At 35.9% G+C, this 22,420-nt stretch carries 18 protein-coding genes, 2 pseudogenes and 1 other annotated feature; of the genes and pseudogenes, 5 read left to right on the forward strand and 15 right to left on the reverse strand.

The window, feature by feature from the left end; all coding sequences use genetic code 11:
• Window positions 1-32: 32 nt before the first annotated feature.
• The 4 genes and pseudogenes from BPMYX0001_RS10630 to BPMYX0001_RS10645 all read right to left on the reverse strand — a co-directional run bounded on the left by BPMYX0001_RS10630 (window position 33) and on the right by BPMYX0001_RS10645 (window position 3,699).
• Window positions 33-932: a BadF/BadG/BcrA/BcrD ATPase family protein gene (locus BPMYX0001_RS10630; RefSeq protein WP_018780461.1), complete on the reverse strand. Its 900-nt coding sequence runs from the start codon at window positions 930-932 to the stop codon at window positions 33-35.
• An 18-nt stretch (window positions 933-950) separates the two neighbouring features.
• A pseudogene (gene anmK, locus BPMYX0001_RS10635) lies at window positions 951-2,014 on the reverse strand (anhydro-N-acetylmuramic acid kinase AnmK); the annotation flags it as partial.
• A gap of 95 nt (window positions 2,015-2,109) precedes the next feature.
• Window positions 2,110-3,381 (reverse strand): PTS sugar transporter subunit IIC, encoded by a 1,272-nt coding sequence (locus BPMYX0001_RS10640; protein ID WP_018767039.1) that lies wholly within the window; start codon window positions 3,379-3,381, stop codon window positions 2,110-2,112.
• Window positions 3,382-3,393: 12 nt separating this feature from the next.
• Complete coding sequence (locus BPMYX0001_RS10645) at window positions 3,394-3,699, reverse strand: PTS sugar transporter subunit IIB (protein WP_003197701.1); 306 nt, start codon at window positions 3,697-3,699, stop codon at window positions 3,394-3,396.
• A 251-nt stretch (window positions 3,700-3,950) separates the two neighbouring features.
• Between BPMYX0001_RS10645 and BPMYX0001_RS10650 the strand changes: the two genes are divergently transcribed.
• Window positions 3,951-5,510: a glycoside hydrolase family 10-like protein gene (locus BPMYX0001_RS10650; RefSeq protein WP_026008672.1), complete on the forward strand. Its 1,560-nt coding sequence runs from the start codon at window positions 3,951-3,953 to the stop codon at window positions 5,508-5,510.
• 266 nt (window positions 5,511-5,776) lie between these two features.
• Here BPMYX0001_RS10650 and BPMYX0001_RS10655 read toward each other — a convergent pair whose 3' ends face one another.
• Both BPMYX0001_RS10655 and proB read right to left on the reverse strand, forming a co-directional pair.
• Window positions 5,777-7,024, reverse strand: coding sequence for a glutamate-5-semialdehyde dehydrogenase (locus tag BPMYX0001_RS10655; RefSeq protein ID WP_018767037.1), 1,248 nt, complete (start codon window positions 7,022-7,024; stop codon window positions 5,777-5,779).
• A gap of 239 nt (window positions 7,025-7,263) precedes the next feature.
• Window positions 7,264-8,367, reverse strand: coding sequence for a glutamate 5-kinase (gene proB, locus BPMYX0001_RS10660; RefSeq protein ID WP_006094865.1), 1,104 nt, complete (start codon window positions 8,365-8,367; stop codon window positions 7,264-7,266).
• A gap of 168 nt (window positions 8,368-8,535) precedes the next feature.
• Window positions 8,536-8,745, reverse strand: a binding site (T-box leader).
• Window positions 8,746-9,500: 755 nt separating this feature from the next.
• Between proB and proC the strand changes: the two are divergent.
• Window positions 9,501-10,318 (forward strand): annotated as a pseudogene (gene proC / locus BPMYX0001_RS29390) (pyrroline-5-carboxylate reductase).
• A 327-nt stretch (window positions 10,319-10,645) separates the two neighbouring features.
• Here proC and BPMYX0001_RS10670 read toward each other — a convergent pair.
• The 4 genes from BPMYX0001_RS10670 to BPMYX0001_RS10685 all read right to left on the reverse strand — a co-directional run bounded on the left by BPMYX0001_RS10670 (window position 10,646) and on the right by BPMYX0001_RS10685 (window position 14,892).
• Window positions 10,646-11,479 carry a DUF3974 domain-containing protein gene (locus tag BPMYX0001_RS10670; RefSeq protein WP_006094868.1) on the reverse strand — a complete coding sequence of 278 codons (834 nt, stop codon included), beginning with the start codon at window positions 11,477-11,479 and terminating at the stop codon, window positions 10,646-10,648.
• A gap of 24 nt (window positions 11,480-11,503) precedes the next feature.
• A complete protein-coding gene (locus BPMYX0001_RS10675; protein WP_006094869.1) occupies window positions 11,504-12,613 on the reverse strand; it encodes a toxic anion resistance protein in 1,110 nt (369 codons plus the stop codon).
• Between the two features lie 213 nt (window positions 12,614-12,826).
• Window positions 12,827-14,263 (reverse strand): class I adenylate-forming enzyme family protein, encoded by a 1,437-nt coding sequence (locus BPMYX0001_RS10680; protein WP_006094870.1) that lies wholly within the window; start codon window positions 14,261-14,263, stop codon window positions 12,827-12,829.
• 38 nt (window positions 14,264-14,301) lie between these two features.
• Window positions 14,302-14,892 carry an O-methyltransferase gene (locus BPMYX0001_RS10685; RefSeq protein WP_029426826.1) on the reverse strand — a complete coding sequence of 197 codons (591 nt, stop codon included), beginning with the start codon at window positions 14,890-14,892 and terminating at the stop codon, window positions 14,302-14,304.
• Window positions 14,893-15,197: 305 nt separating this feature from the next.
• On the opposite strand from BPMYX0001_RS10685, the gene BPMYX0001_RS33075 reads away from it, so the two are divergent.
• The gene (locus tag BPMYX0001_RS33075) at window positions 15,198-15,356 is read left to right on the forward strand and encodes a hypothetical protein (RefSeq protein ID WP_018767033.1); all 159 of its coding nucleotides are present in this window, start codon (window positions 15,198-15,200) and stop codon (window positions 15,354-15,356) included.
• A 54-nt stretch (window positions 15,357-15,410) separates the two neighbouring features.
• Here BPMYX0001_RS33075 and BPMYX0001_RS10695 read toward each other — a convergent pair whose 3' ends face one another.
• From BPMYX0001_RS10695 to BPMYX0001_RS10715, 5 genes are all read right to left on the reverse strand, one after another.
• Window positions 15,411-16,280: a sigma-70 family RNA polymerase sigma factor gene (locus BPMYX0001_RS10695; RefSeq protein ID WP_006094872.1), complete on the reverse strand. Its 870-nt coding sequence runs from the start codon at window positions 16,278-16,280 to the stop codon at window positions 15,411-15,413.
• 17 nt (window positions 16,281-16,297) lie between these two features.
• Entirely contained in the window at window positions 16,298-17,581 is a 1,284-nt protein-coding gene (locus BPMYX0001_RS10700; RefSeq protein ID WP_033798873.1) for a protoporphyrinogen/coproporphyrinogen oxidase, read from the reverse strand.
• A 139-nt stretch (window positions 17,582-17,720) separates the two neighbouring features.
• Entirely contained in the window at window positions 17,721-19,361 is a 1,641-nt protein-coding gene (gene spoII, locus BPMYX0001_RS10705) for a beta-amylase (RefSeq protein ID WP_018780455.1), read from the reverse strand.
• Window positions 19,362-19,586: 225 nt separating this feature from the next.
• A complete protein-coding gene (locus BPMYX0001_RS10710; protein WP_006094874.1) occupies window positions 19,587-20,090 on the reverse strand; it encodes a GNAT family N-acetyltransferase in 504 nt (167 codons plus the stop codon).
• Window positions 20,091-20,377: 287 nt separating this feature from the next.
• On the reverse strand, window positions 20,378-20,698 hold the full coding sequence (locus BPMYX0001_RS10715; protein WP_018767029.1) for a luciferase domain-containing protein: 321 nt from the start codon (window positions 20,696-20,698) through the stop codon (window positions 20,378-20,380).
• Between the two features lie 301 nt (window positions 20,699-20,999).
• Between BPMYX0001_RS10715 and BPMYX0001_RS10720 the strand changes: the two genes are divergently transcribed.
• Entirely contained in the window at window positions 21,000-21,641 is a 642-nt protein-coding gene (locus BPMYX0001_RS10720) for a cupin domain-containing protein (RefSeq protein ID WP_006094875.1), read from the forward strand.
• Between the two features lie 310 nt (window positions 21,642-21,951).
• The gene (locus BPMYX0001_RS33080) at window positions 21,952-22,104 is read left to right on the forward strand and encodes a hypothetical protein (RefSeq protein ID WP_016114857.1); all 153 of its coding nucleotides are present in this window, start codon (window positions 21,952-21,954) and stop codon (window positions 22,102-22,104) included.
• Window positions 22,105-22,420 lie beyond the last annotated feature (316 nt).

Here is a 22,420-nt window from a genome sequence, read left to right on the forward strand (position 1 = left end):
TTAAAGAAGACTGCTATATGGAAAAACTGTATTTAAAATAAAGTAGATTTTTTTACAGCTAAAAAATAAGCTCCTTTTGCTGATGAAATTTCACTCTGAATAAAATTTATTTCATTAATATAGTTTTCGCAATACCTCTTAAATTCAGCATATATTTCTGGTACAGAGCACAAAATTCCGCCTTTTACTGCAATTGAAATTGGTACTTCAAATGACATTTTCTTATACACGTCAACTGTAATTCTGGCTAATTCTTCACTAGCTTTTGATATAATTTTGAACGCATCATCATTACCTTTCCTTGCTTCCTCTATTACAAGGGGGGTAATCGCAGCAACCTGATCTTTCTGTGAGGAATATACAAGTTGTTTTATATCAAATGGTGTATGAATAGGAACTTGCTTTTGTATTACTCTGCTAAGATTGCAAAATTGCTCACCTTTATCATACTCGATTGTCATCCTTCTTAACGCCTGCAAAGCAATCCAATACCCACTCCCTTCATCTCCTAAAATATGGCCCCATCCTCCACTATACTCATATTCTGCTCCTTTTTTCCCTAAGCAGATAGCACCTGTTCCCGCTATTGTTAAAATACCATCGTTTCCTCCTAATAAGGCCGCATGTGCAATTACTGCATCATCATAAATTTCAATATTTGTTTGATATCTCGCTATTAAACGTTCCTTTAACACATTAATATCTATACTTTTCACACCCGCCAGCCCTAAACAAATACAAACGCAGTCCTCTTTAGACAAGCTTTGTTGACAATATTCAATTGCCTCCATAATATGCGATAAAGCTTTCTCATAATCTAGTAAAACATTTCCGAAACAGCTCATACTTCTTGCTATTTCTTTACCATTTTGGTCAAATGCAATCGCTTCTGTCTTCGTCCCACCACCGTCTACACCTATCATATACTTCATCTTTCCACCCACTTTTTCTTACCTCACAATTGGAGGGAATGTTACATTACCTAAAACGACAGGATGTCTTCTGTAGCACTTGGTACATTACTTGGATTACGATGATATGTTTCATTTGCTAGCACAGCAAAAGCAATTGCTTCTTTTGCGGATGATGAATACCCAATTTCCTCTTGTATAAGTACTTTACAGGGCGCCTCCTTCAAACTCTCTTTTATCATTTCTACAAGTGTTTTATTATAACTTCCACCTCCGTCAAGAATAACTTCATCAATATGATAATAAGGAGAAATAACTTTTTGATAATGATGAACAATCGAGTTTGCTGTAAACATCGTTACAGTAGCTACAATATCTTCCTTACGGTGCTCCTTAAATCGCTTTAGCAATTCATCTGTAAACTCTTCTCCAAACTGTTCTCTTCCTGTTGACTTAGGTGGAACAGTTTTAAAAAACGAATGACTCATACAAGAATAAAGCATTTCATTTATGACACTTCCTTGTCTTGCTATCTCACCATTTTTATCAAACGAGTACTGGAATAATCGCTGACATACTTCATCTATCACCATATTTCCTGGCCCCGTATCAAAGGCAATCACTTCTTGTTTAGATACTCGGCTTGGAATTACAGTTACATTCCCTATCCCACCAATATTTTGAAGTAATCGATTTTTATTTTGGTCTCTATATAAAATAAGTTCTGAATATGGAACAAGAGGGGCTCCTTGACCACCAGCCGCCATATCCATTGTTCGAAAATTTGAAATGACTGTTGTTCCTGTTTCATAGGCTATAACTGCGGGTTCTCCGATTTGTAGTGTCGATGGAACAATCGTCTTCTCTTGAACAGGCTGATGATAAATCGTTTGACCATGCGAGTCAATTAAATCTAATTGTTCTATTGGAAAATCAGATTGTTTACAGACTTTTTTCACTGCATTCGCAAAACATAGCCCGAGCTTAAAATTCAAACTACATATAAGTTGTACGTTAGAAGCTTCTATAGATAAGGCTTGCTGAATTTCATTTGTTATTTCTTTTGAAAACGGTACTGTAATAAAGCTGATTAGTTTCACCTTTAATCATGAAAGAAGTGATAGACTAGTTGCCTATCACTCTAATACATATCTGTATGATTTCTTCATATTTCGCATCATTACACGTTCACAGAACCTCACTCGCCATCACCACTCTTTTCGACTTCAATCATATTTTTATCGTACATTTTAAAAAATGGCAGATAGATAAGGAATGAGATTGCTATATTAATGAAGACTAACACAACAGCTCTCCAATCTCCACCCGTCGCTAAATATGCACCAATTGGAGCTGGTAATGTCCATGGCGGCATAATATAAGTTGGTGTAACCAGTCCCATTGCTGTTGCAGTATAAGCAATTGTCGCTGTTACTAATGGTGTAATAATAAAAGGAATAATTAAAATCGGGTTTAACACGATTGGAAGCCCAAATATAACTGGCTCATTAATATTAAAAATACCAGGTACAATACACGTTCTTGACAGCGCTTTGGAATACTTTGATCTACCGAAGACAATCATGGCTAATACAAGCCCTAATGTAGCTCCGGAACCACCAATCCATATAAACCATTGGTATAATGGTTCTGGTGCAATAAATGGTATACTGCTTGCTCCATCTGCAACTGCAGCAGAGTTTTTACCAAGATAAACTTCCCATAAAGGACGGGCAACTGTCCCAACAACAGAAACACCATGTATGCCAAATGACCAGAAGAATGTAATTAGAAACACAGGTAGAATAACTCCAAAATAACTATCACCAGCTTTTACTAATGGTGCAGCTAGCTTATCAACTAAATGATGTAAATCAATGCTAAAAACAACAGTAATAATACTCATAATAATAATAACGAAAGCAGCAGGTATAAGTGCTTCAAAAGAACGAGATACAGACGGTGGTACTTGCTCTGGCATTTTAATCATCACATTTTTCGTCTTACAGAATCTCAAAATCTCAACCGATAAAATGGAAACAATCATTGTAACAAATAACCCATGCCCTCCAAGGTTTGTCATTGGGAGCATAAATCCTTTCTTATCAATGAGTTCAGGTGTCAATGTAAGAAGTAATGAGCAGACTGCAAGCTGCGCTCCTGATAAGGCATCTAATTTGTAACTTTTCGCTAAATTATATCCAATACCAAAGGCGATATAGAGCGACATAATAAACATCGTTAACCGATACGGTATTAAAATACTCGTTTGATGTTTGGCTGCCCATAGTGAAATAAAACTATCCTTTGGAAGAGGCGGAAACGCCACAATTAGAAAGAAACTTCCTACAATAATAAACGGTAATGCTGAAATTACACCATCACGAATTGCTTGTAAATGCCTTTGCTCAGAAAGCCTCGCCATTGGACCAGATAAGTTATTCTCAAGAAATGAGACAAACTTATTCATCAAACTTCCCTCCTAACGGATTAATTCATTCACAGCCTTTAATAGCGTCGGTCCACCAAGTGGTGTATAAGCTTGTGGCGGAATTATACCACAAGGAACAGACTGCTCATCTGCTATTTTTTTCACTGCATCAAATCTATGCCTTACTTGCGGAGCAACCATTACAACGTCCCAGCCGTTCTTAACCTCTTCTTCCACTTCACTCGTTCCAATTGCGTGTACATCCATATTAATTCCCTTCTTCTCCGCTTCTTTTTTTAAAGCGTTTACAACAATTGAACTGGACATTCCTCCAGAGCATACAAACAGAACTTTCATTTCATAATCCTCCTATATGCTTTAAGTAATTTTTATCCTTTTTCAAGGACTGTCAAACCACCAACGAAAGGAAGTTTCACGTTATTAAAAATCATATGAAGAATGTAGACAAATTAGTTCTGACGAAATGAAATTTCAGAAAAAAATTTTTTTATGTTAAATAAAAGTTTCAGCCCCTACTTTCTCAATTGTGAATCTTATATTCACGTGATATAGTAGTCTCGAAAATAGAATATGTAAGGAGGCGTACGATTATTTTCAGAAAATTATTGATGAGTTGTTGTAGCGTCATCTTGATTATTCCCTTCTTGTTCATAAGCTCTAGGTTCACACAAGCTGAAGTACCTACTACGTATCAAAAACATGAATTACGCGCCGCATGGATTGCATCTGTTCTCAACATTGATTGGCCCTCTAAGCCAGGATTACCTATCGAAAAGCTGAAACAAGAATTTATCAAACTACTAGATGATGTAAAAAATCTAGGTATGAATACAGTTGTTGTTCAAATTAAACCAACCGCAGACGCTTTTTACCCTTCCCAATATGGCCCTTGGTCCGAATATCTCACAGGCATACAAGGAAAAGACCCCGGTTATGATCCACTCGCATTTATGATTGAAGAAGCACATAAAAGAAATCTTGAATTCCACGCTTGGATTAATCCCTACAGAATAACGATGAATCATACCGATATAAACCGATTAGCAGAAAACCACCCAGCAAAGCAACATCCCGATTGGGTCATACCCTACGGCGGGAAACTATACTATAATCCTGGTATTCCAGAAGTGAAAGCTTTTATAACGGAAGGTGCATTGGAAATTGTACAAAATTATGACATTGACGCACTTCACATGGACGATTATTTTTATCCCTACAAAGTAGCGGGTGAGGAAATTCCAGATCAAAACACATATGAAACATATAATAATGGGCGATTTTCTAACATTGAAGACTGGCGTCGTGATAATGTGAACCAACTTGTAAACGGATTAAATACTGCTATTAAACAAGAAAAATCTTATGTCAAATTTGGAATTAGTCCATTTGGAGTATGGAGGAATATTGCTGATGATCCAACCGGTTCTAATACAACTGCTGGACAAAGAAATTATGATGACCTATATGCTGACACACGAGAATGGATACAAAAAGGGTATATTGACTATATTACACCACAAATCTATTGGAATATCGGTTTTGCACCTGCAGCATATGACGTTTTACTAGATTGGTGGATAAAAGAAACAGAAAACAAACAAATTCACCTATATATTGGACAAGCTGCATATAAAATTAATAATAACTCAGTCCCCGCTTGGTCAGACCCTGAAGAATATCCAAGGCAAATTGCATTAAATCATCAATATTCACAAATAAAAGGTAGCATGCACTTTAGCCTTAAAGATATAAATAACAATCCATTAGGAATAAAAGATCGACTACAAAAAGATATTTATACACATCCTGCATTAATTCCACCAATGCCTTGGCTAGATCACGATCCACCTAAGCAACCTACTTTAAAAGGTGCTATTGCAAGAAATGATGGTATTGCCTTAGGAATCATCGATGATAGAAACAATGATTCTACGTATTATGCAATCTATCGAGTAAATGAAAAGAATGACGTTGACATTCAAAAAGCTGAAAACTTACTTACTACTGTACGAAAAACAAAACCTGGGGAAATTTATGTAGATAAAACAGCTGTGTCTGGTAAGACGTATACGTATGTGGTGACTGCTTTGGATCGGTTGCATAACGAGAGTATCCCTTCTAGCAAAACTACTATACAAGCGAAGTAATCATAAAATCCCTCACTCTATATATGAGGGATTTTACCTTACGCATATTCAAAAAACAAACTACCCAGGCTTAGGAAGGGTATGCATTTACTATATTTGATCTGTTCATCCATTTTTTCATGTTATATGGTTCTAATAGGGTTAAAGGTAGTATCCGGCGATATTGCTGTCATTTACCTTTAGACGTTTTTTCATTAACATATAAGTGGCTGTACAAACAAAAGCAAAAATAAAGCAGGAGGGGCTTTGCATCTGCCCTCTGCTTCTTATCCCCGAATCTGTCCATTCCCACGAATCACATATTTCGTGGAAGTCAATGCAGGCAATCCCATCGGCCCCCGCGCGTGCAGCTTTTGCGTGCTGATGCCGATTTCGGCGCCGAAGCCAAATTCAAAGCCGTCCGTAAAGCGAGTCGAAGCATTATGGTACAGCGCCGCGGCATCGACGGAAATGAAAAATTTACTGACATTTCCTTCGTTTTCTGTAATAATCGCTTCGGAATGCTTGGAGCCATAAGCATTGATGTGGCGAATCGCTTCTTCAACCGAGGAAACGATTTTGACTGCCAGCGTAAGAGACAAAAACTCTGTTTGCCAGTCTTCTTCTGAAGCAGGGACAAGAGATGAATCAATTGTCAAAGCTTTCTTATCCCCGCGTAGCTCCACTCCTTTTTCCTTCAAGAAGGAAAACAGCTCAGTACCGTAACGCTCCACCCAATTCTCATGAAGTACAATTGTTTCAATAGCGTTGCATACGGACGGGCGCTGTGTTTTAGCGTTTACAATAATGTCGAATGCCATCTGTTTATCTGCTGTTTCATCAATGAAAATGTGACAATTTCCCGCACCTGTTTCTAATACAGGGACAGACGCTTCTCTCACTACCATATCAATCAGCTGCTTGCCGCCTCTTGGAATAAGAACATCTAAGTACTCGTTCAATGTAAACAGCTGCTTTGCGCTTTCACGTGACGTATCTTCAATGAGCTGTACGCTGTCTGGAGGCAGGCTAGTTTGTTCGAGTGCCCGGTGAATGACAGCGACAATGGCTTTGTTGGAATAAATGGCGGAAGAACTACCGCGCAGAATCACCGCGTTTCCTGTTTTCAAGCAAATCGTGGCCGCATCCACCGTCACATTTGGCCTCGCCTCGTAAATCATCCCCACAACGCCGAGTGGCACGCGCACCTCCTGAATGGACAATCCGTTCGGCCGTTCCCATGCCGCCACGCACCCTCCGACAGGGTCACGCAAATCAATCAGCTGCCGGATGCCCTCTGCCATGTCAATGATGCGCTGTTCGTTCAACAGGAGGCGGTCAAGGAGTGATGCAGACATTCCTTTCGCTTTTCCTTGTTCGATATCCCGTTTGTTTTCCGTCAAAATGTAGGATGTCTCCGCCATCAATTTCTCAGCGATAGCCGCCAGCGCCTTATTTTTTTGATCCGTCGATTTGGCCACAAGCTCTCTCATAACCGCTTTCGCTTTTTGTCCCTTTGCTAATACTTCGTTCATTTTCACTTCCCCCTTTTAAAGATAAAATTTGAGACGTGTCTAACTCCGCCAGCTAGGCACTGCAACCCAAAACTCTCCTACACAGATATTAGTTGAATCGACCGGGCTCTTAACGTTCTGTTGCTCATCCTGTCTAAACATTCAAGTTACTGACGCTTTGAGCAGAGAAAAGGCAAAAAACGCCAGTTAAGACGAAAAGCCTTGGTTTTTGCACCTAAACAAGCCGGCTTCTGTTTTTCTTAAGATGAAACCCAATTATCCCTATGAATGACCTCGTAGCTATGCCTTTCTTCTCGCGCTTGAATGTCACGGCTCCGCATGCCTTTCAGCGCCCGCAATTCCTCTGCGCTATATCTGCACTGCCCTTTGCCGATTACGCGTCCTTTTTGCGTGATGACCTCCACCACTTCGCCGGCCTGAAAGATCCCGAACACGCCGGTAACACCAGCGGGCAGAAGACTTTTTCCATGATGGACGATAGCAGCGGCTGCGCCAGCATCCACCTCGATTTGTCCTCTCACGAGCGAATGCAATGCAATCCATTGCTTGTTCATCTTGATCACTTTTTGCGGCGTATTACCGATGTACGTTCCGTCACCTTTGCCTTTCAAAACATCTAAAAACTTCTCCTGTCCGCTTCCTGTTCCGATGAATACGCTCACACCGAGAGACAGCGCCGTCTTCGCCGCATCGATTTTCGATCTCATGCCGCCGGTACCGAGCTTTGAGCCAGCATCTCCGGCAAGAGCGTCAATTTCTTCCGTAACGTCAGGAAGAAAGTAATACTTTTTCGCGTCCGGATTTTTCTGAGGATTCCGGTCGTACAAACCGTTCACATCCGTAAAAATCATGAGCATATCTGCCGACACGAGCCCGCTTACTAAAGCCGACAGCATGTCATTATCTCCGAACGTTAGCTCCTCTACAGAAATAGAATCGTTTTCATTGATAATAGGCAAGGCAGAGCGGTCCAGCAGCTCTGATAAAGTTGCATAGGCATTGCTGTATTGTTCTTTTCTAGAAAAATCGCTTCTTGTTAGTAGAAGCTGCGCGGTAACAATCCCATATTTGAGGAATTCCTCTGTATACGCCTGCATTAAGAGACTTTGCCCGACAGCGGCGGCAGCCTGTTTTCCTTTGATTGTCACAGGCCGTCCGGGATACCCAAGAGCAGAGAAGCCTGCGGCAACGGCCCCGGATGTAATCAGCAAAATTTCATGTCCTTCCTGTTTCAGCCGTGCCAAGGCGGCAACGTGATCTGAAAGCTGTTCGCTAGAGATGCCGCCTTGATTCGCTGCCAAAGAACTGCTTCCAATTTTTATGACAATTCGTTGTTTTTTCACTTTTGTACCTCCTCGTCTAAAATGAAAATTTTTTTATAAGGTGTGCCGCTTCTTTTTTCGAATGGAAACAAAATACTCTTCTACCGCGTGCAATTTGCAGGGAAAAATCCCCTGCAAATGATGCCCATTTCGCAACAAAAATTCAAATAAAAAGACCGCTCCGCCCTTAAAAAGGACGAAACGGTCATCGTTCCGCGGTACCACCTTCATTGATATGATCCATATCCGCTTGTCGCCTGTAACGCAGGCATACGCTTAAACTTTCGTTTAAAACTCGGGGATAGGTTCGATAGTTTCTTTGCGAGGAATCTTTCAGCCTGCGGATTCCACTCTCTTGCGCAAGAAAACATATGTACTAGTTCCCTTCAACGATTTTAATTTTAATTTTAATTTTAATTTTTTATATTATGCAATACAGTGGATTTTTATGTCAAGAGATGTTTTAAAAAACAAAGAAGGCTGCATATTTAATTTTTATTGATAAATGGAAATTATCGGGGTTTATAAAAATACAACACCATTCTTGGAAAATTGCACGCTAAGGACTAGAAAAATTTACTATGACAACGTTCTTAAAGGATAACCACATGTTCAGAAAGAAAACGCCAAAAATTAATTGATCACTGAATCTTGTACGCACTTTATTAACTTGATTATATCTAGAAAACGTTGATATAGTTTTCTGAACAAATATCTCTTAACGTACAACAAAAGAGGTATTTTGTATTAACACGTATAATTTTCCCGAAAGAATATAGTGCTTCATAAGTACTCTGTATATCAAATTGTTTTTTTTCAAATATTTTACGTAGCAATCCTTTCAATTTCCCCTTTTCATTATACTACTGATAATGATATGTTATATTCTCCAAAAGTATTTAAGATGTTATAGAGTGAAATATAATAAAAATTTCAAACTATAGAAAATATGCTTGTTTAGTACACAATAAAAGTGATTTCTATGCATATTTGGTATTGCAAAAAACAATGTACTCTCTTAAAATATTTTTTTATAGTAATCTCGATATTATTTATAATGCCTATTTCTCTTTTACAGGATATCACAAAGTTTTTTAGAATAATAAATTTCAATCTAATGAAATTTATACTAAAAGGAGCGAGAGCGAATTATTATGAACAAACAAATAGGATTCATAGGATGCGGAAATATGGGTATCGCTATGATAGGTGGAATGATTAACAAAAATATAGTTTCCTCAGATAAAATAATTTGTTCAGATTTAAATGTCATTAATTTAAAAAATGCTAGTGAAAAATACGATATAATCACAACTACTGACAACAATAAAGTAGCTAACAATGCTGATATTTTAATTTTATCAATCAAACCAGACCTATACTCATCAGTAATTAACCAAATAAAAGAGCAGATAAAAAGCGATGTAGTAGTAGTAACTATTGCTGCAGGGAAAAACATTAAGAGTACTGAGGACGCCTTTGGCAGAAAGTTAAAAGTTGTTAGAGTAATGCCTAATACACCTGCTCTTGTTGGAGAAGGAATGTCTGCATTATGTGCTAATAAAATGGTTACGGAAAAAGACCTAGAAGATATACTAACTATATTTAATAGTTTTGGCCAAACAGAGATAGTACATGAAAGATTAATGGACGTTGTAACATCTGTAAGTGGTTCTTCTCCAGCATATGTATATATGTTTATAGAAGCTATGGCAGATGCTGCTGTACTAGATGGTATGCCAAGAACTCAAGCATATAAATTCGCAGCCCAAGCTGTATTAGGTTCTGCAAAAATGGTACTTGAAACAGGAATACACCCAGGTGCACTTAAAGACATGGTTTGTTCTCCAGGTGGACGACAATAGAAGCTGTAGCAACGTTAGAAGAGAAAGGATTAAGAACAGCTATTATTTCGGCTATGAAGCATTGCACTCAAAAATCTATTGAAATATCCAAGTTAACTAATAAATAAGAAATAACTTATAGAATGTACCATAGCAACAAAAAATTCTATACTAAGAAAACAATTATTTATTTCCTCCTATATTTACAGATAATAAGGAGCAACTTCTAGGAATACTGTTCAGTTAATACCATTAATTAATAAAAATCCTGATTACAAATATAATTTTTCTTTTTCTCTTCTTCAAACACTCTCTAAAACATTAACACCTCTTGAAGTGCTTGAAATTGAAAGCCTATATAAAGAAAAATTAGGCACGCGTAAGTTTGGATACAATTCAAACTTAATAGTTAAACTACAAAAACCTCTTGAGTACGTGACTCAAGAGGCTTTCTTTTACTTATTCTTAAATTTTTCCTTCGCCGCTCTCATTTTCACATTCAAATCATGATTAATGGAGTCACGAATATCACGCTCTACTGCTTCCATTTCTTTTTGGAAGTTTTGTAAGTAAACCTGCAATTCTTCTTCTTTTTCAGGACGCTGTGATGGCGGTAGCTGAGCCACTAGTGACAGCATATCCGTTAAATCTTTCATTAAGAAAGTTTCAAGTTTGTGTTGTTGTTCAAACATGCGATGTTCTTGGTAATACGGAAGTGCGTTTAATACGGCAATTGTAATTTCATCGACTGTTCTTTGTAGTGACGGATTGATTGCGCGTTTATACGCTTGAATTGTATTTAATGCATCTGGATAACGGTCATAAAAATACAATTTATAAAACGATAAATCTGTTGGCTTAGATGATTGTTGTGATTCTTGTCGTAAAAAATCTTTTACTTTCATCGCTGCTACATCGATATCTTCATTCGTCACTTTTTTCGTTGTTTTTGCCATAGCGTGTACCTTTTTCTGTTTATCTTTCGGTAACATAGAGAAAACTTGTTCTCTTGTACGTTGATCCGCCGCACAGAAAAGAGTATTCAATGTTTGTTTTTCTTTTTTCCCCTCTGTACGAATCCAGCGATAAAAAAGCGGATTCTGCGTAAATTCTTGTAAGAACGGTGTTGATTTATTTGATAATTTTTCAATTGATTCATTCGCTCGTTTATACGGTTTCGCCCATGATAAATAAAATTTCCGGCCGAAATACACAAGCAAGACAACAATTGTAAATCCTACTAAAAGCAATACTCCAATTAGTATTAAAACTAATTTAAAGAAGCCCATTTTTTCACCTCCTCTAACGATTCTTTATTTCTTTGGACGCTGAATGAGCTTCTGCTTCATTTCATCATTAAATGTGTCGAGTTCAATAACAAACTTTTTACTAGATTCAATAATACGCTCTGATGATTTCTCAGATGCTTCAATAGCTGCAAACACATTTTGGAATGATTCGCGTAGCTTATCCATGCTGATTGCTGGGTTTTCAAGTAACTGTGTTGTTTCTTCTGTATTCTGTTTTAATGCTTGTGAGTTACTTAACACCATTGATTCAATTGCTTCGTTTGTCGCATTCACTGCATCAATCGTCTTACGTTGATTTGTTAATGCCAGCTGAATCGCTGCTGAAACAGTAACTACGTTTTGCGTCATTGTAATCGCATTACGAATTGCTTCTGTCAACTTTTCATTATTCTTCTTAATAATGTCTACAGATGCAATAGACTGCAGTAATACACTTTTCGCTTGCTGCATGTTACGCGTACGTACAAGAATTTTTTCTAACGCATCATTGATTAATGGAATATCCTTTTGACGATCTGGATTTTGCTTTTCTACTTCAAGCATGCCAGCGAGCTTTCGTCCTAAATATACTTGTTTATCAAGCGCATGAATTTTATCATGTGATTGCTCTTTTAACATTTCTAAACCAACTGTATCCTCTTGTAAGTTGTCACGCCCAATAAGCAACGCTCGTATGATTTCTTCAATTTGTTTATCTATAGATTGATATTTATGCACATACGTTTCAAGTGGGTTTTTCTTGAAAACCTTAAACATAAACTTCTTCATTCCCGATGCTTTCATTGAATTGGGATCGAGTTCTGATACCACTTTACGTAATTCTAATAACGTATTTGGAATTTCTTCATTCTTTCCATTCATCATTGCAGTAACAGGACGTTTTAGTGCTGATAATGTTTGCCCTGCTGCTTGCTGCTCTTTATCTCCTAAATCTCCCAGCTGGGATAATACTTTTGAAAGGTCAGTATTTTGTTCACTATTTAACTTTTGTACATATAAATCAGCTTCTTTATTCAGTTCAACAAGCTCTTCATCTTTAATAACTGTATCAACAACTACTTGCATATTATCTTTCACTACTGATACATGTTCTTTTTTCTCTAATTCAGTCACAAAATCGCTCCTTTATTTATATGTGCGAATTTATTTGCACTATATTTCATCTAATATATCGTATTCAACATGTATGATACTTGTTTAAAATCGATTTTTAATAAACTCCTGCTTATGCAGTCATTCCCTGTTTCTTATCCTAAGTATACCTGTTTCGTACATTATTTTCCTCAGACTTAAGACCTAGAAGGCTACGTGCGGAAGACGGATTCTTCACATGTTATACAGTTTATTACTTAGCAATTCGGCCCTCAATTTCATTTTGTCTACCTTTCCGTTCGGCTTCTTCGGTAAACGTGATAGTACAGTCCAATTTCTTGGCTGCTTATATGCTATTAGTTTTTGACGGCACTCTTTCTGAATATCTACTAATTCTCGAGAAACTTCCTTAACGATAACAGCCCGTATAATTTCCCCGCGATTCTCATCTTTTTCCGAAAACACTACTGCTTCTATAACCCCGGTGATTCCAAGTAATACATCCTCTATTTCACCAGCATACACAAAACTCCCAGCAGCTTTTATAACATCTCGGTCTCTACCTACTAAAACAATTTTTCCATCTTCTCTTTGGAAACCAATATCATGTGATGTTACCCAATCTTCTATGAAAGTTGCTTTTGTTTGCTTTTCATTTTCAATATATCCTTCAAAAGCCTGACCAGATCGAACAAATAATTTCCCAAAGTTTTCTTTATTAGTTACTATTCGTTCTTTTTTCTCATTAAAAAAGGCAATCTCTACATCTGGGAATGGTATCCCGACTGTTTCAGGTGCAGTTCTTGCATCTTCCGGTGTTAACAGTGAGGCATAGCCCATTTCTGATGATCCGTAATATTCATACAAAAATGATTTAGGAAAACATTCTTCAAATTTTTGTCTTTGTATAGGCGATAATTTTGTCCCAACTGAAATCATACACCTCGGAATCATTTCCTGCACACTTCGTTTTTGCTTTGCATGGCGAATTAAAGGTTCAATTAAAGCTGGTGTGATAGAAGCACACGATCCTTTCGCTTTTAAAAAGGCTTCTGGTGTGAACTTAGATAATAAAACAATCTCAGATCCTATAGCTAATGCCTGAAGTGCCGGATATAGCTGGGCTGAATAAGATAAATGTAGCGGAACTACTACACGATCGCTTTCAATTAGTGAAAATGCCTTACTCCACCCTTCAAAACTACTAGTCCATGATTGATGACTTTTAACAAACCCTTTCGGTGTACCCGTTGAACCTGAAGTATAACCAAAGAAGTATAACTCATCCTTACTACTCACATGTCTAAGAGGAAATGGGATGGTATTAGGCTCCATTGTTTGACATAAAGTCTCTTTGGATGTGATAATCCAATTAGGCTCCGTACTACTTATAATTGTTTGCCATTCAATTTCGGTAACGTCTGGATGAACCGGCATTATAATTCCACCAATTTTTGAAACCGCAAGTGCATCTTGAATCCATTCCATACAATTTTCTAACTTGATAATAAAAATATGCCCTGGTATCGCTCCGTCTTGCATAAGAGCTGATGCGCGATTTGAAACACATTGCGCCAACTCTTTATAAGTCCAACTATTATGTTGTTCCGAAAGCACAACGCGATCAGGATATTTTTGTGCCTGCTCATAGAAATAAGAATGTATTCGCATTTTTTATTAAATCTCCTTGTTTGTTATGGCTATATTTTTTATTTTTTTCGTGCTACAAACGCTCCTTTTTGAAAGGCTAGTAATACAGTTTCAAACGTATCGTCTTCTTCAATCATCTGAATAAATTCTGCTAACTCTTCTGCATGCGAAGTCGCATTGTCAATGACAAGAAATCCTTGTGGTTCTAATATGCGTTTTATATTTTCCCACCACCACATATATTGCGTACGCTCTGAATCTAGAAAAATAAAATCAAATGAACGATTTACTTGTACATCTAGAAACGCTCCTGCTTCTTGATTATGAATATCAATCCGATATCTAAGATTTGCCTTTTCAAAATTCATAAGTGCCTCTGCAACCCTTTCTGAAGAAAGCTCAACAGTTGTAACATTTCCTTTTGTTTCTTCAGCCGCATTTGCCAGCCATAATGTTGAATATCCATTTGAAGTACCAATTTCTAAAATTTTTTGTGCACTACACCCTTTTATTAAAATAGATAAAAATTGTCCCATCTCACGAGAAACATTTCTTAACTTTTCTTCTCGCTTTTCTTTTTTGCTATCATGCTCTTCCCCGTACTTTTCAAGTTCTAACAACAATAATTCTAATGAATTCATACTATTCATCGCCTTTCTAACAAATTTAATGATTAAAAATTGATGAGAAAGTTGATTATGTTTGTCTACTTTTCATTATATGCGAAACGAAAATCTTTTTCCTGTTATAAAACAAAGAATTGAAATTTTTTGTAGCATATTGTTTCATTTTTTGGTAAAGTTAATTTCTACGTGTAATTATTCCATTCACATTATTTTACAATCAAAATGCAATCATAAAATCATTTTTAATCGGTATTTCACATTAAAGAAGCGCCCTTTTCGGACGCATTTTCTTTTGTTTATAACTGTATGTAAGAAAGGATGCTTTGAACATGAACGTGATTAATTTAGAAGCTGCTAGAAAACGTAAGCAGTACAAAAAGCAAATGATAACTATACCGATTATTAAACGTATTTACGAAGAGGACGGAGAAATTAAGTGCGAGGTATTAGGCGAAAAGGATGTTCCTCTTGAAATGTTAGAGAAGTAAATTACATGATCTTAAATCGAAGACGCATCTCTCTTGAGATGCGTCTTTTTCATTCTATACATTCTGATTTAAATGAATAAGCTTTTCTGGATTCATCATCATATAAATAGATGCGATTTTCTCTTCTTGAAACTCAAACGAAAGCACATACGTAGCGCGATTATTTATATTTACAATAATACCTGGTGTACCATTTACCATTCTAAATGCAATGGAATGTCCTTCTGGTAACTTTTTGGTAATCCCTAAAAATAAGCGAACAATCCTTTCAGGTGTGTAAACTGGTTTAAGAGCCGTTGTAACCTTTCCACCACCATCGGATTTAAATATTGCATCTGTTTTTAAGATGCCTAACATTTCCTGTACGTCTCCTCGCTGCAAAGATGCAACGAATTGTTCTACATATGCAGCCATTTGCTTTGTACTTAATTTTGAGGCTTTCGGTTTATCTCTTATACTTTTTCTGGCCCGATGAAAGATTTGTCGACAATTCACACTACTCTTTTCGACAATTGATGCGATTTCATCATAATCGTATCCAAAAACTTCTCGTAATATAAACACCGCCCGTTCAACTTCAGATAACTGTTGTAAAAGCAAAAGATACGCTGTAGAAATAGACTCCTTCATTATATATGTCATTGAGGGATCATCATTTTCTTCAACAAGTGGTTCAGGCAACCACATGCCAACATAAACATTTCGTTTATGAGCTGTTGAACGTAATTTATCGATTGCACGATTCATAACCATCTTACACAAATACGCTTTTACATTATCAACAGACTCTAGCTCTTCTATTTGACTTAATGCAAGAAATGTATCATGAACAATATCTTCAGCATCCATAACACTCCCGAGCATACGATAGGCTAAAGAAAACAATAAAGGTTTATATGCTTGATACAATTGTTCCATTTCCACACTAACATGACCCTCTTTCAATTTGTGACTTTACTTTGTTCTAAAATTTGTAGTGCTGCTCGTTTACCGCTAGCAACCGCAGCGTCAGCTAATAATTCATCATGCCCAGCCCAATCTCCTGCAACATATATCCCTGGCATTTCAGGAACCCTAGGCCCTGGATTTTCAGTACGGCCAATATGAGGAAAATCATAGACAACTGTTATTTTAGGTAAATATTGCTTTTCAACTAACTCCTGTTGCCATTTCGGATGTAATAAATCCATTGTATGTTCTAACAAAAATTTATCATCATTAAAATTACTAGTCTGTACTGCATGATTATGATATTTTATCAATCCCACTACTACCGTTCCATCGTCACTCAGCTTAGCGGCTCTCGATTGATTCGTAAAAAACAAAGGTTGATCTAATCCTAAGGCAAATTGATATGATGGATTGGGTAATTTTCTTAGGCCAAGATCTAAGGAAGCTACTGTAACTGGCACTGATTGTTCTCCCCATATACGCAGCATAGTGTCTCTTGCACCTTTTACAATTTTACAAGCCTCTTTTGGTGGTATAGTAATAACAACCGTAGGGACTTCAAAGAATTCGTTACCAGAACAACGAATTCTTTGAATATGACCACAGTGCTCAATTTCAACTACATTTTTGCTCGCTATAAAATGAACTCCAGCATTTGTAGCATCTTCTCTTAACTTTGTTATGATTGTCTCCCATCCGCCATCTACATAAAAGACTCCTTCTTTCATTGATCGTTGTATTTGTTTTAGTACAGAAGATGCTAACTGTATTGTCGGAGCATATGTGTAAGTTGATGTTCGGCATAATGCATAAAACATATTTCTTACCATGGGATCTTTAATTTCTTTTTCTGTCCATACACTCAGACTCATTTTAGGAATTGTATTTAAATCTAATTTCCCTAGCTTTAACATCAGATGAGAAAATTGTATTTTAGCCGCCCATGAAAGTAATGGTGTAGATAAGATTGATCGAAAATCTGTCGGTATTGTATACACATCATTTTTCCATATACCATGCGCGCTAGTTGAAGGTATGTCTCCTGGAATGTTAATTCCAAGTTCCTCAAAAGTTGATAGTGCTTCTCCCCCGTGATATAAAGCGTGCGCCCCAAGATTCATAAGGACTCCGTTTTTATTCGTTGTTATTGCTCTTCCACCAAAGCGACTTGATTTCTCTAATACAACAACTTTTTCACCTTCCCTAGCTAAATAAATCGAAGCTGTTAATCCAGCAAGTCCCCCGCCTATAATTGCCACATTAAAGTTCTCCATATATATTCCCTCCTTATTGTTCTACACACAAGACGGATGAAGAAAGAGGAATGTGACATCTTTTAAGATTTATTTTTCCTTCAAAAACAAAAAGATCCTTTATCACATACTAAAGGATCTTTTTGTTTACATAATATAATTACCAACTACTTGTATGAGAGGTAGTCTTTAGTGGCACTGGATTCCAACTTTGTTGTATTGTTTGCCATGATTTAACCGTTCCATCTTTACTTTTAATAAATGCTTTAAATTCTATATTTCTTTCAGCTGGCAACACAACATTTCCTCTCCAATCATTACTATGAGAATCATAATATAATTGAATTGGATACTGTTTTGTGTCCCAACTTCCTAATTCCGCACGATTCCCAGTAATATAAACAGTATCTCCTATTGTTGTAGGAACATTTTTTACTACAATCGTTTGCATAACAGGGGTTACACCTAATAAATCTTTAAATTTCCCCATTAATGAATTGTTATACATTACATCTTGATAACGAAGTAACGTAAATCCAGCAAAATTATAATTGAAAGCCATTTCTGCAACTCTTTTATACTCTTCTTCATTTCCGATACTTAAAGCATTTTCACCGTTTAATACAATTCCCTTTTCATTGGCTAATGTTGCAATATTTTGTACCAATGTTTTTGGCATTGAATATTCCGGATAACTACCTTTATCTGTCATTTCTAAACAAGTAAATGTTACATCTAGCTTTGCACTTTTGAAAGCATCAAGTAAATGGCTATAATCATTATACCCTGCAGGCTTTTCAGCTCCATGAGGTATTGTTGGGTTATTATATTGCCAATGTACGCCTGCAATTTTTGCACCAATTGGTACTTGGAAAGTTGTGTCAAATGCATTATGTGCTAATTCACCAATTAATTTTGTATGATTTTCCAAGATGCCCTGATACCATTCTAAATAGTCTTTTCCATACATAGAAAGATATCCATTCATTAAGAATTGTTCCCCATCGCTTGGTGGTAAAATGGCTAACTCTGAAATCAGTTTCGTGCCCCATGCTTTATTCACTTCATTTAGAGAACCATATTTATTTAATACCCATAAACGAAATTTAGATTTTGCAAACTCTGTATACGCTTGAAACTTTCCACGTGAGGGATATCCTGTCCCATCGGAAGTTGTATATGAAGGATATCTTAGTTCACCAGCTGGTCCTCCAGATAAATATATTTTTGCGATTACATCTTTATATGGTTTCATAGCTGCTGCGAATGCTGTATATAGTTCACCATATTCCTTTCGAATTACATCTGAAGCAAGTGGATTTAATGTTTCTTTATTGACAGTTCCTGTTTCAGACTTAAAATAAAGGCTATCATCGGATTTTTGATTCCAAACCCATGAAGGAATTGGTACATTGCAATCATCCCCAACATTTCCACCGCACTGATGTGTGGAAATAATAGGAATCATTTTCATACCTGCATTTTTTACCGATTGAGCAAAGCGCTGTGCGTATGAAAAATCAAATTGCTGATCTCCGTTCTTTTCCATATCCCCCCACCAAAAATCAACTGTAATAGCATAAAAACCATTTTGTTTTGCCCATCGTAAATCATTTTCAAATGTCTCCCAATTTGTTACTTCCGGTATCTTTTTTAATGGCGCCATTAAATATGCTTTGTAATCTGGATTCATTCCTTTTCCATTTACAGCTGCCGAACTCGCTTGCGGAATTAATAATGATACAAATAACATCACTACAGACAAAATGACAATACAACAATATTGAAACTGATTTTTCATTGCTTCTCTCCTCTTTAATTTACAGATTTCATGTATTCGCTTTCATTATAAACGAAAAGACGCAATCGTTTGCATGTAATAATGCATAATATTAAAATAAACAAGCTAGATTAATTAGCTTGTTTATTTTAAACTCCAATTTCATACTATCTACTTTCACATACAAATATCATTTCTTATTTTACTAAACTTGTTATACTACTTTTATGATATTTTATTAAAATATCATAAAACCCTTTTACCAAGAATGATTAAATCCCTTTCAACCCCATCTAATTCTGCAACGTTAGGCAGATGCGCCCATTTTTCAAAATCAAAACAAGAAAATAATTGCAGACTAGCTTTATTATGAGCAAATATAAACGCTAGTAATGTTTTAATCTTGAGCTTCGGACAAGTATCTAACACTCTATGTAGTATATGTTTACCTATCTCCCTACCTCTATACATTTGATGAATGTATATACTTATTTCAGCTGTTCCATTATAAGCAGGTCGACCGTAAAAGGATTGGAAACTAACCCATCCGCATATCTCTCCTTGAGATTCTATTATCCATAAAGGTCTAAAAGAAGGTGAATGTTCATTAAACCATTGTTCTCTACTCTTAACAGTAACAGGTTCTGTATCAGCGGTTACCATTCTACTTGAAATAGTTGAATTGTATATATCCACTATACTAGATAAATCACTAATTTCGGCATCTCTAATCTTAATATCTTCTTTCATAAACAACTCACACTCCTCAGTTAATATTCTATTTTTTCATATATTAACTGAATTCATACATATAATTCAAACATGAATTGTATAAATCTAATATTTTTATCCTTTTATAACTTTTAAAAACATTATTAATTTACTACCTTATTTTATATTAATAATATTTTATCCAGAATATTAGGTATGTACGGGTCATATTTATTTTCCAAAGAATTAATCAAAATTCCTCTGTAATTTACAAAATAACTAGGTATAAATACCTAGTTATTTTGTGTTTAAATGAAATACCAACTTCATCTTTTCTCTAATTTTTTTGTAAATCTATCATATTGCATCCGAAAAAGTTCAATGACAACCGGAAGATCCTCTTCGCTTTTTATATGATAACTAATCCATCCTGATTCAGGTAATACATGATGGGGCTGCGCTAACCCTTGGTTAACCAATTCATCCCGTTTTAATTTTGGAAATGGAAGATCAGCTAATGTATCTCCATGAAGATGACCTAACTCTTTCTTTTTATAATTTAATTCAATACCACCAAATCGATGTGGTTTTTCAGAAACCCCTTCCCAGCTCAGCACTTCTTTTCTAATCATTTCACTATATGACATGGCCATTCACTCCTTTATCATTCTGAATGTAAGAATACGATACCTTTTTTCTTTAAACGTTACATCACTCAAAGGTATCAATGTATTTACGAAAATAGTTTGATATTTGCAAGGTAAATGAAACTCATGCTTTTTCAAAAAAACCATCATTTATTCGCTCTAATTCTATTTTATATTTGATTCAAACATACATTCATTGTATACGAATAGGTACAATCAATACTGCACACTAAAATAACTAGACTCATATCCTAATTCGTATACTTAATCCTATTTCAAAACAGAAAGGCAGGAAGAATAAATGACTTCTTATATAGATTACACCTCTCCCTCTGTCCGTTTCACTCATGATCTAAGTACGAGTAATTTTTTTAAAAAAGATGAGCAAAATTATATAAATGTACTGGGAATTAAACAATTAAATACATTAGACAATACATCGTTATTAGATATTTTTTTAAGCACTGGTAACGTCGTTGAACCTCATGTACATCAAAATGCAGCTGAACTTGTTTACTGTATTTCTGGAGCAGCTATTGTTTCATTACTTAACCCGTTTACGAATCAAATTCTTAATCTCCCTATTAAACCAGGGCAAGTTGCCAACGTACCCCAAGGTTGGTGGCATTATGAAATTGCCTCTGTAGACAATACACATTTATTAGCAATTTTTAACGCTCCTACACCAGAAGTTATATTTGGTTCAGATATTTTAAGGCTGACACCCTCAAATGTAATGGCTCATACCTATTGTCTTGATGAACAAGAGTGGAAGAAAGCAATATCTCCTATTCAATCAACTACTGTAATTGGACCTCCGGCAAACTGCACTCAAAATCGAAATACTATGTACAATACACTACCTCAAAACCCAACCTATCCCGAGCAGCCACCTTCATACTACCAACAACAGTTTCCATTTCATGCATATTGGGGGTATTAATAGAAGGAGTTATCATTAAATTTTATAAATATATGAAAATTCCAAAGCTATTCTTTATCCAGTAAATTAGAGTTTAAGTATCTTTCACTTAAGACCCTATAGAAATTACATTGAATTTTACTTGAGTTAATAAGCTGAAAAATGAGTTCTAAAAAGATGTTTACTTACTCTGTAAACATCTTTTTAGAACTGTAAAAATCTTGTATGTACGAATCATATTTTCATCTTGTTTCATTACCTTAAACTACCGTAACGATTACTAGAGTTTTCACATATACTATTTATATATCAAACTGGAGGTGATGGTATCATGAATAAAGAGTACGATTCTAACAAAGATTCTTCTAACAATAAAGATATCCGCACTTCATCTTCACAATCTTCCAATTACCAATCATCACAAAACCTATATCGCCAAGGATATGTAAAGAAAAAAGGATGTAATTGCGGTAAAAACAAATAGAATTTTTCACTTTATTCAGAATTATATTTACTGTGTAATATATACACATCAAAAAAGAGCATCTATAACAGATGCTCTTTCTCTTATAAAATAAGTAAATGATTATTCATTTTGAAAGAACATTTATATAGAAAACTCTTGTTCAAAACAAGGTGACTCTATTAAATGATATTATTATTTGATTATCCAGATTATTTCACACGGATTACAACAAGCATTCACCATTGGTATAGTTAGTATCGGGATATAGAGATGTTGTTTGAAGCATCTTTACTTTCACCATTCATTTGCATAGTAAACGTAATATTAGAGTTCA

Source organism: Bacillus pseudomycoides DSM 12442 (assembly GCF_000161455.1).
Classification (GTDB): Bacteria; Bacillota; Bacilli; order Bacillales; family Bacillaceae_G; genus Bacillus_A; species Bacillus_A pseudomycoides.

Coding starts and splice junctions, on each gene's coding strand:
- BPMYX0001_RS10630 (WP_018780461.1), bottom strand. CDS start 932: ATGAAGTATATGATAGGTGTAGACGGTGGTGGGACGAAGACAGAAGCG.
- BPMYX0001_RS10640 (WP_018767039.1), bottom strand. CDS start 3,381: ATGAATAAGTTTGTCTCATTTCTTGAGAATAACTTATCTGGTCCAATG.
- BPMYX0001_RS10645 (WP_003197701.1), bottom strand. CDS start 3,699: ATGAAAGTTCTGTTTGTATGCTCTGGAGGAATGTCCAGTTCAATTGTT.
- BPMYX0001_RS10655 (WP_018767037.1), bottom strand. CDS start 7,024: ATGAACGAAGTATTAGCAAAGGGACAAAAAGCGAAAGCGGTTATGAGA.
- BPMYX0001_RS10670 (WP_006094868.1), bottom strand. CDS start 11,479: ATGGGCTTCTTTAAATTAGTTTTAATACTAATTGGAGTATTGCTTTTA.
- BPMYX0001_RS10680 (WP_006094870.1), bottom strand. CDS start 14,263: ATGCGAATACATTCTTATTTCTATGAGCAGGCACAAAAATATCCTGAT.
- BPMYX0001_RS10685 (WP_029426826.1), bottom strand. CDS start 14,892: ATGAATAGTATGAATTCATTAGAATTATTGTTGTTAGAACTTGAAAAG.
- BPMYX0001_RS33075 (WP_018767033.1), top strand. CDS start 15,198: ATGAACGTGATTAATTTAGAAGCTGCTAGAAAACGTAAGCAGTACAAA.
- BPMYX0001_RS10700 (WP_033798873.1), bottom strand. CDS start 17,581: ATGGAGAACTTTAATGTGGCAATTATAGGCGGGGGACTTGCTGGATTA.
- spoII (WP_018780455.1), bottom strand. CDS start 19,361: ATGAAAAATCAGTTTCAATATTGTTGTATTGTCATTTTGTCTGTAGTG.
- BPMYX0001_RS10710 (WP_006094874.1), bottom strand. CDS start 20,090: ATGAAAGAAGATATTAAGATTAGAGATGCCGAAATTAGTGATTTATCT.
- BPMYX0001_RS10715 (WP_018767029.1), bottom strand. CDS start 20,698: ATGTCATATAGTGAAATGATTAGAAAAGAAGTGCTGAGCTGGGAAGGG.
- BPMYX0001_RS10720 (WP_006094875.1), top strand. CDS start 21,000: ATGACTTCTTATATAGATTACACCTCTCCCTCTGTCCGTTTCACTCAT.
- BPMYX0001_RS33080 (WP_016114857.1), top strand. CDS start 21,952: ATGAATAAAGAGTACGATTCTAACAAAGATTCTTCTAACAATAAAGAT.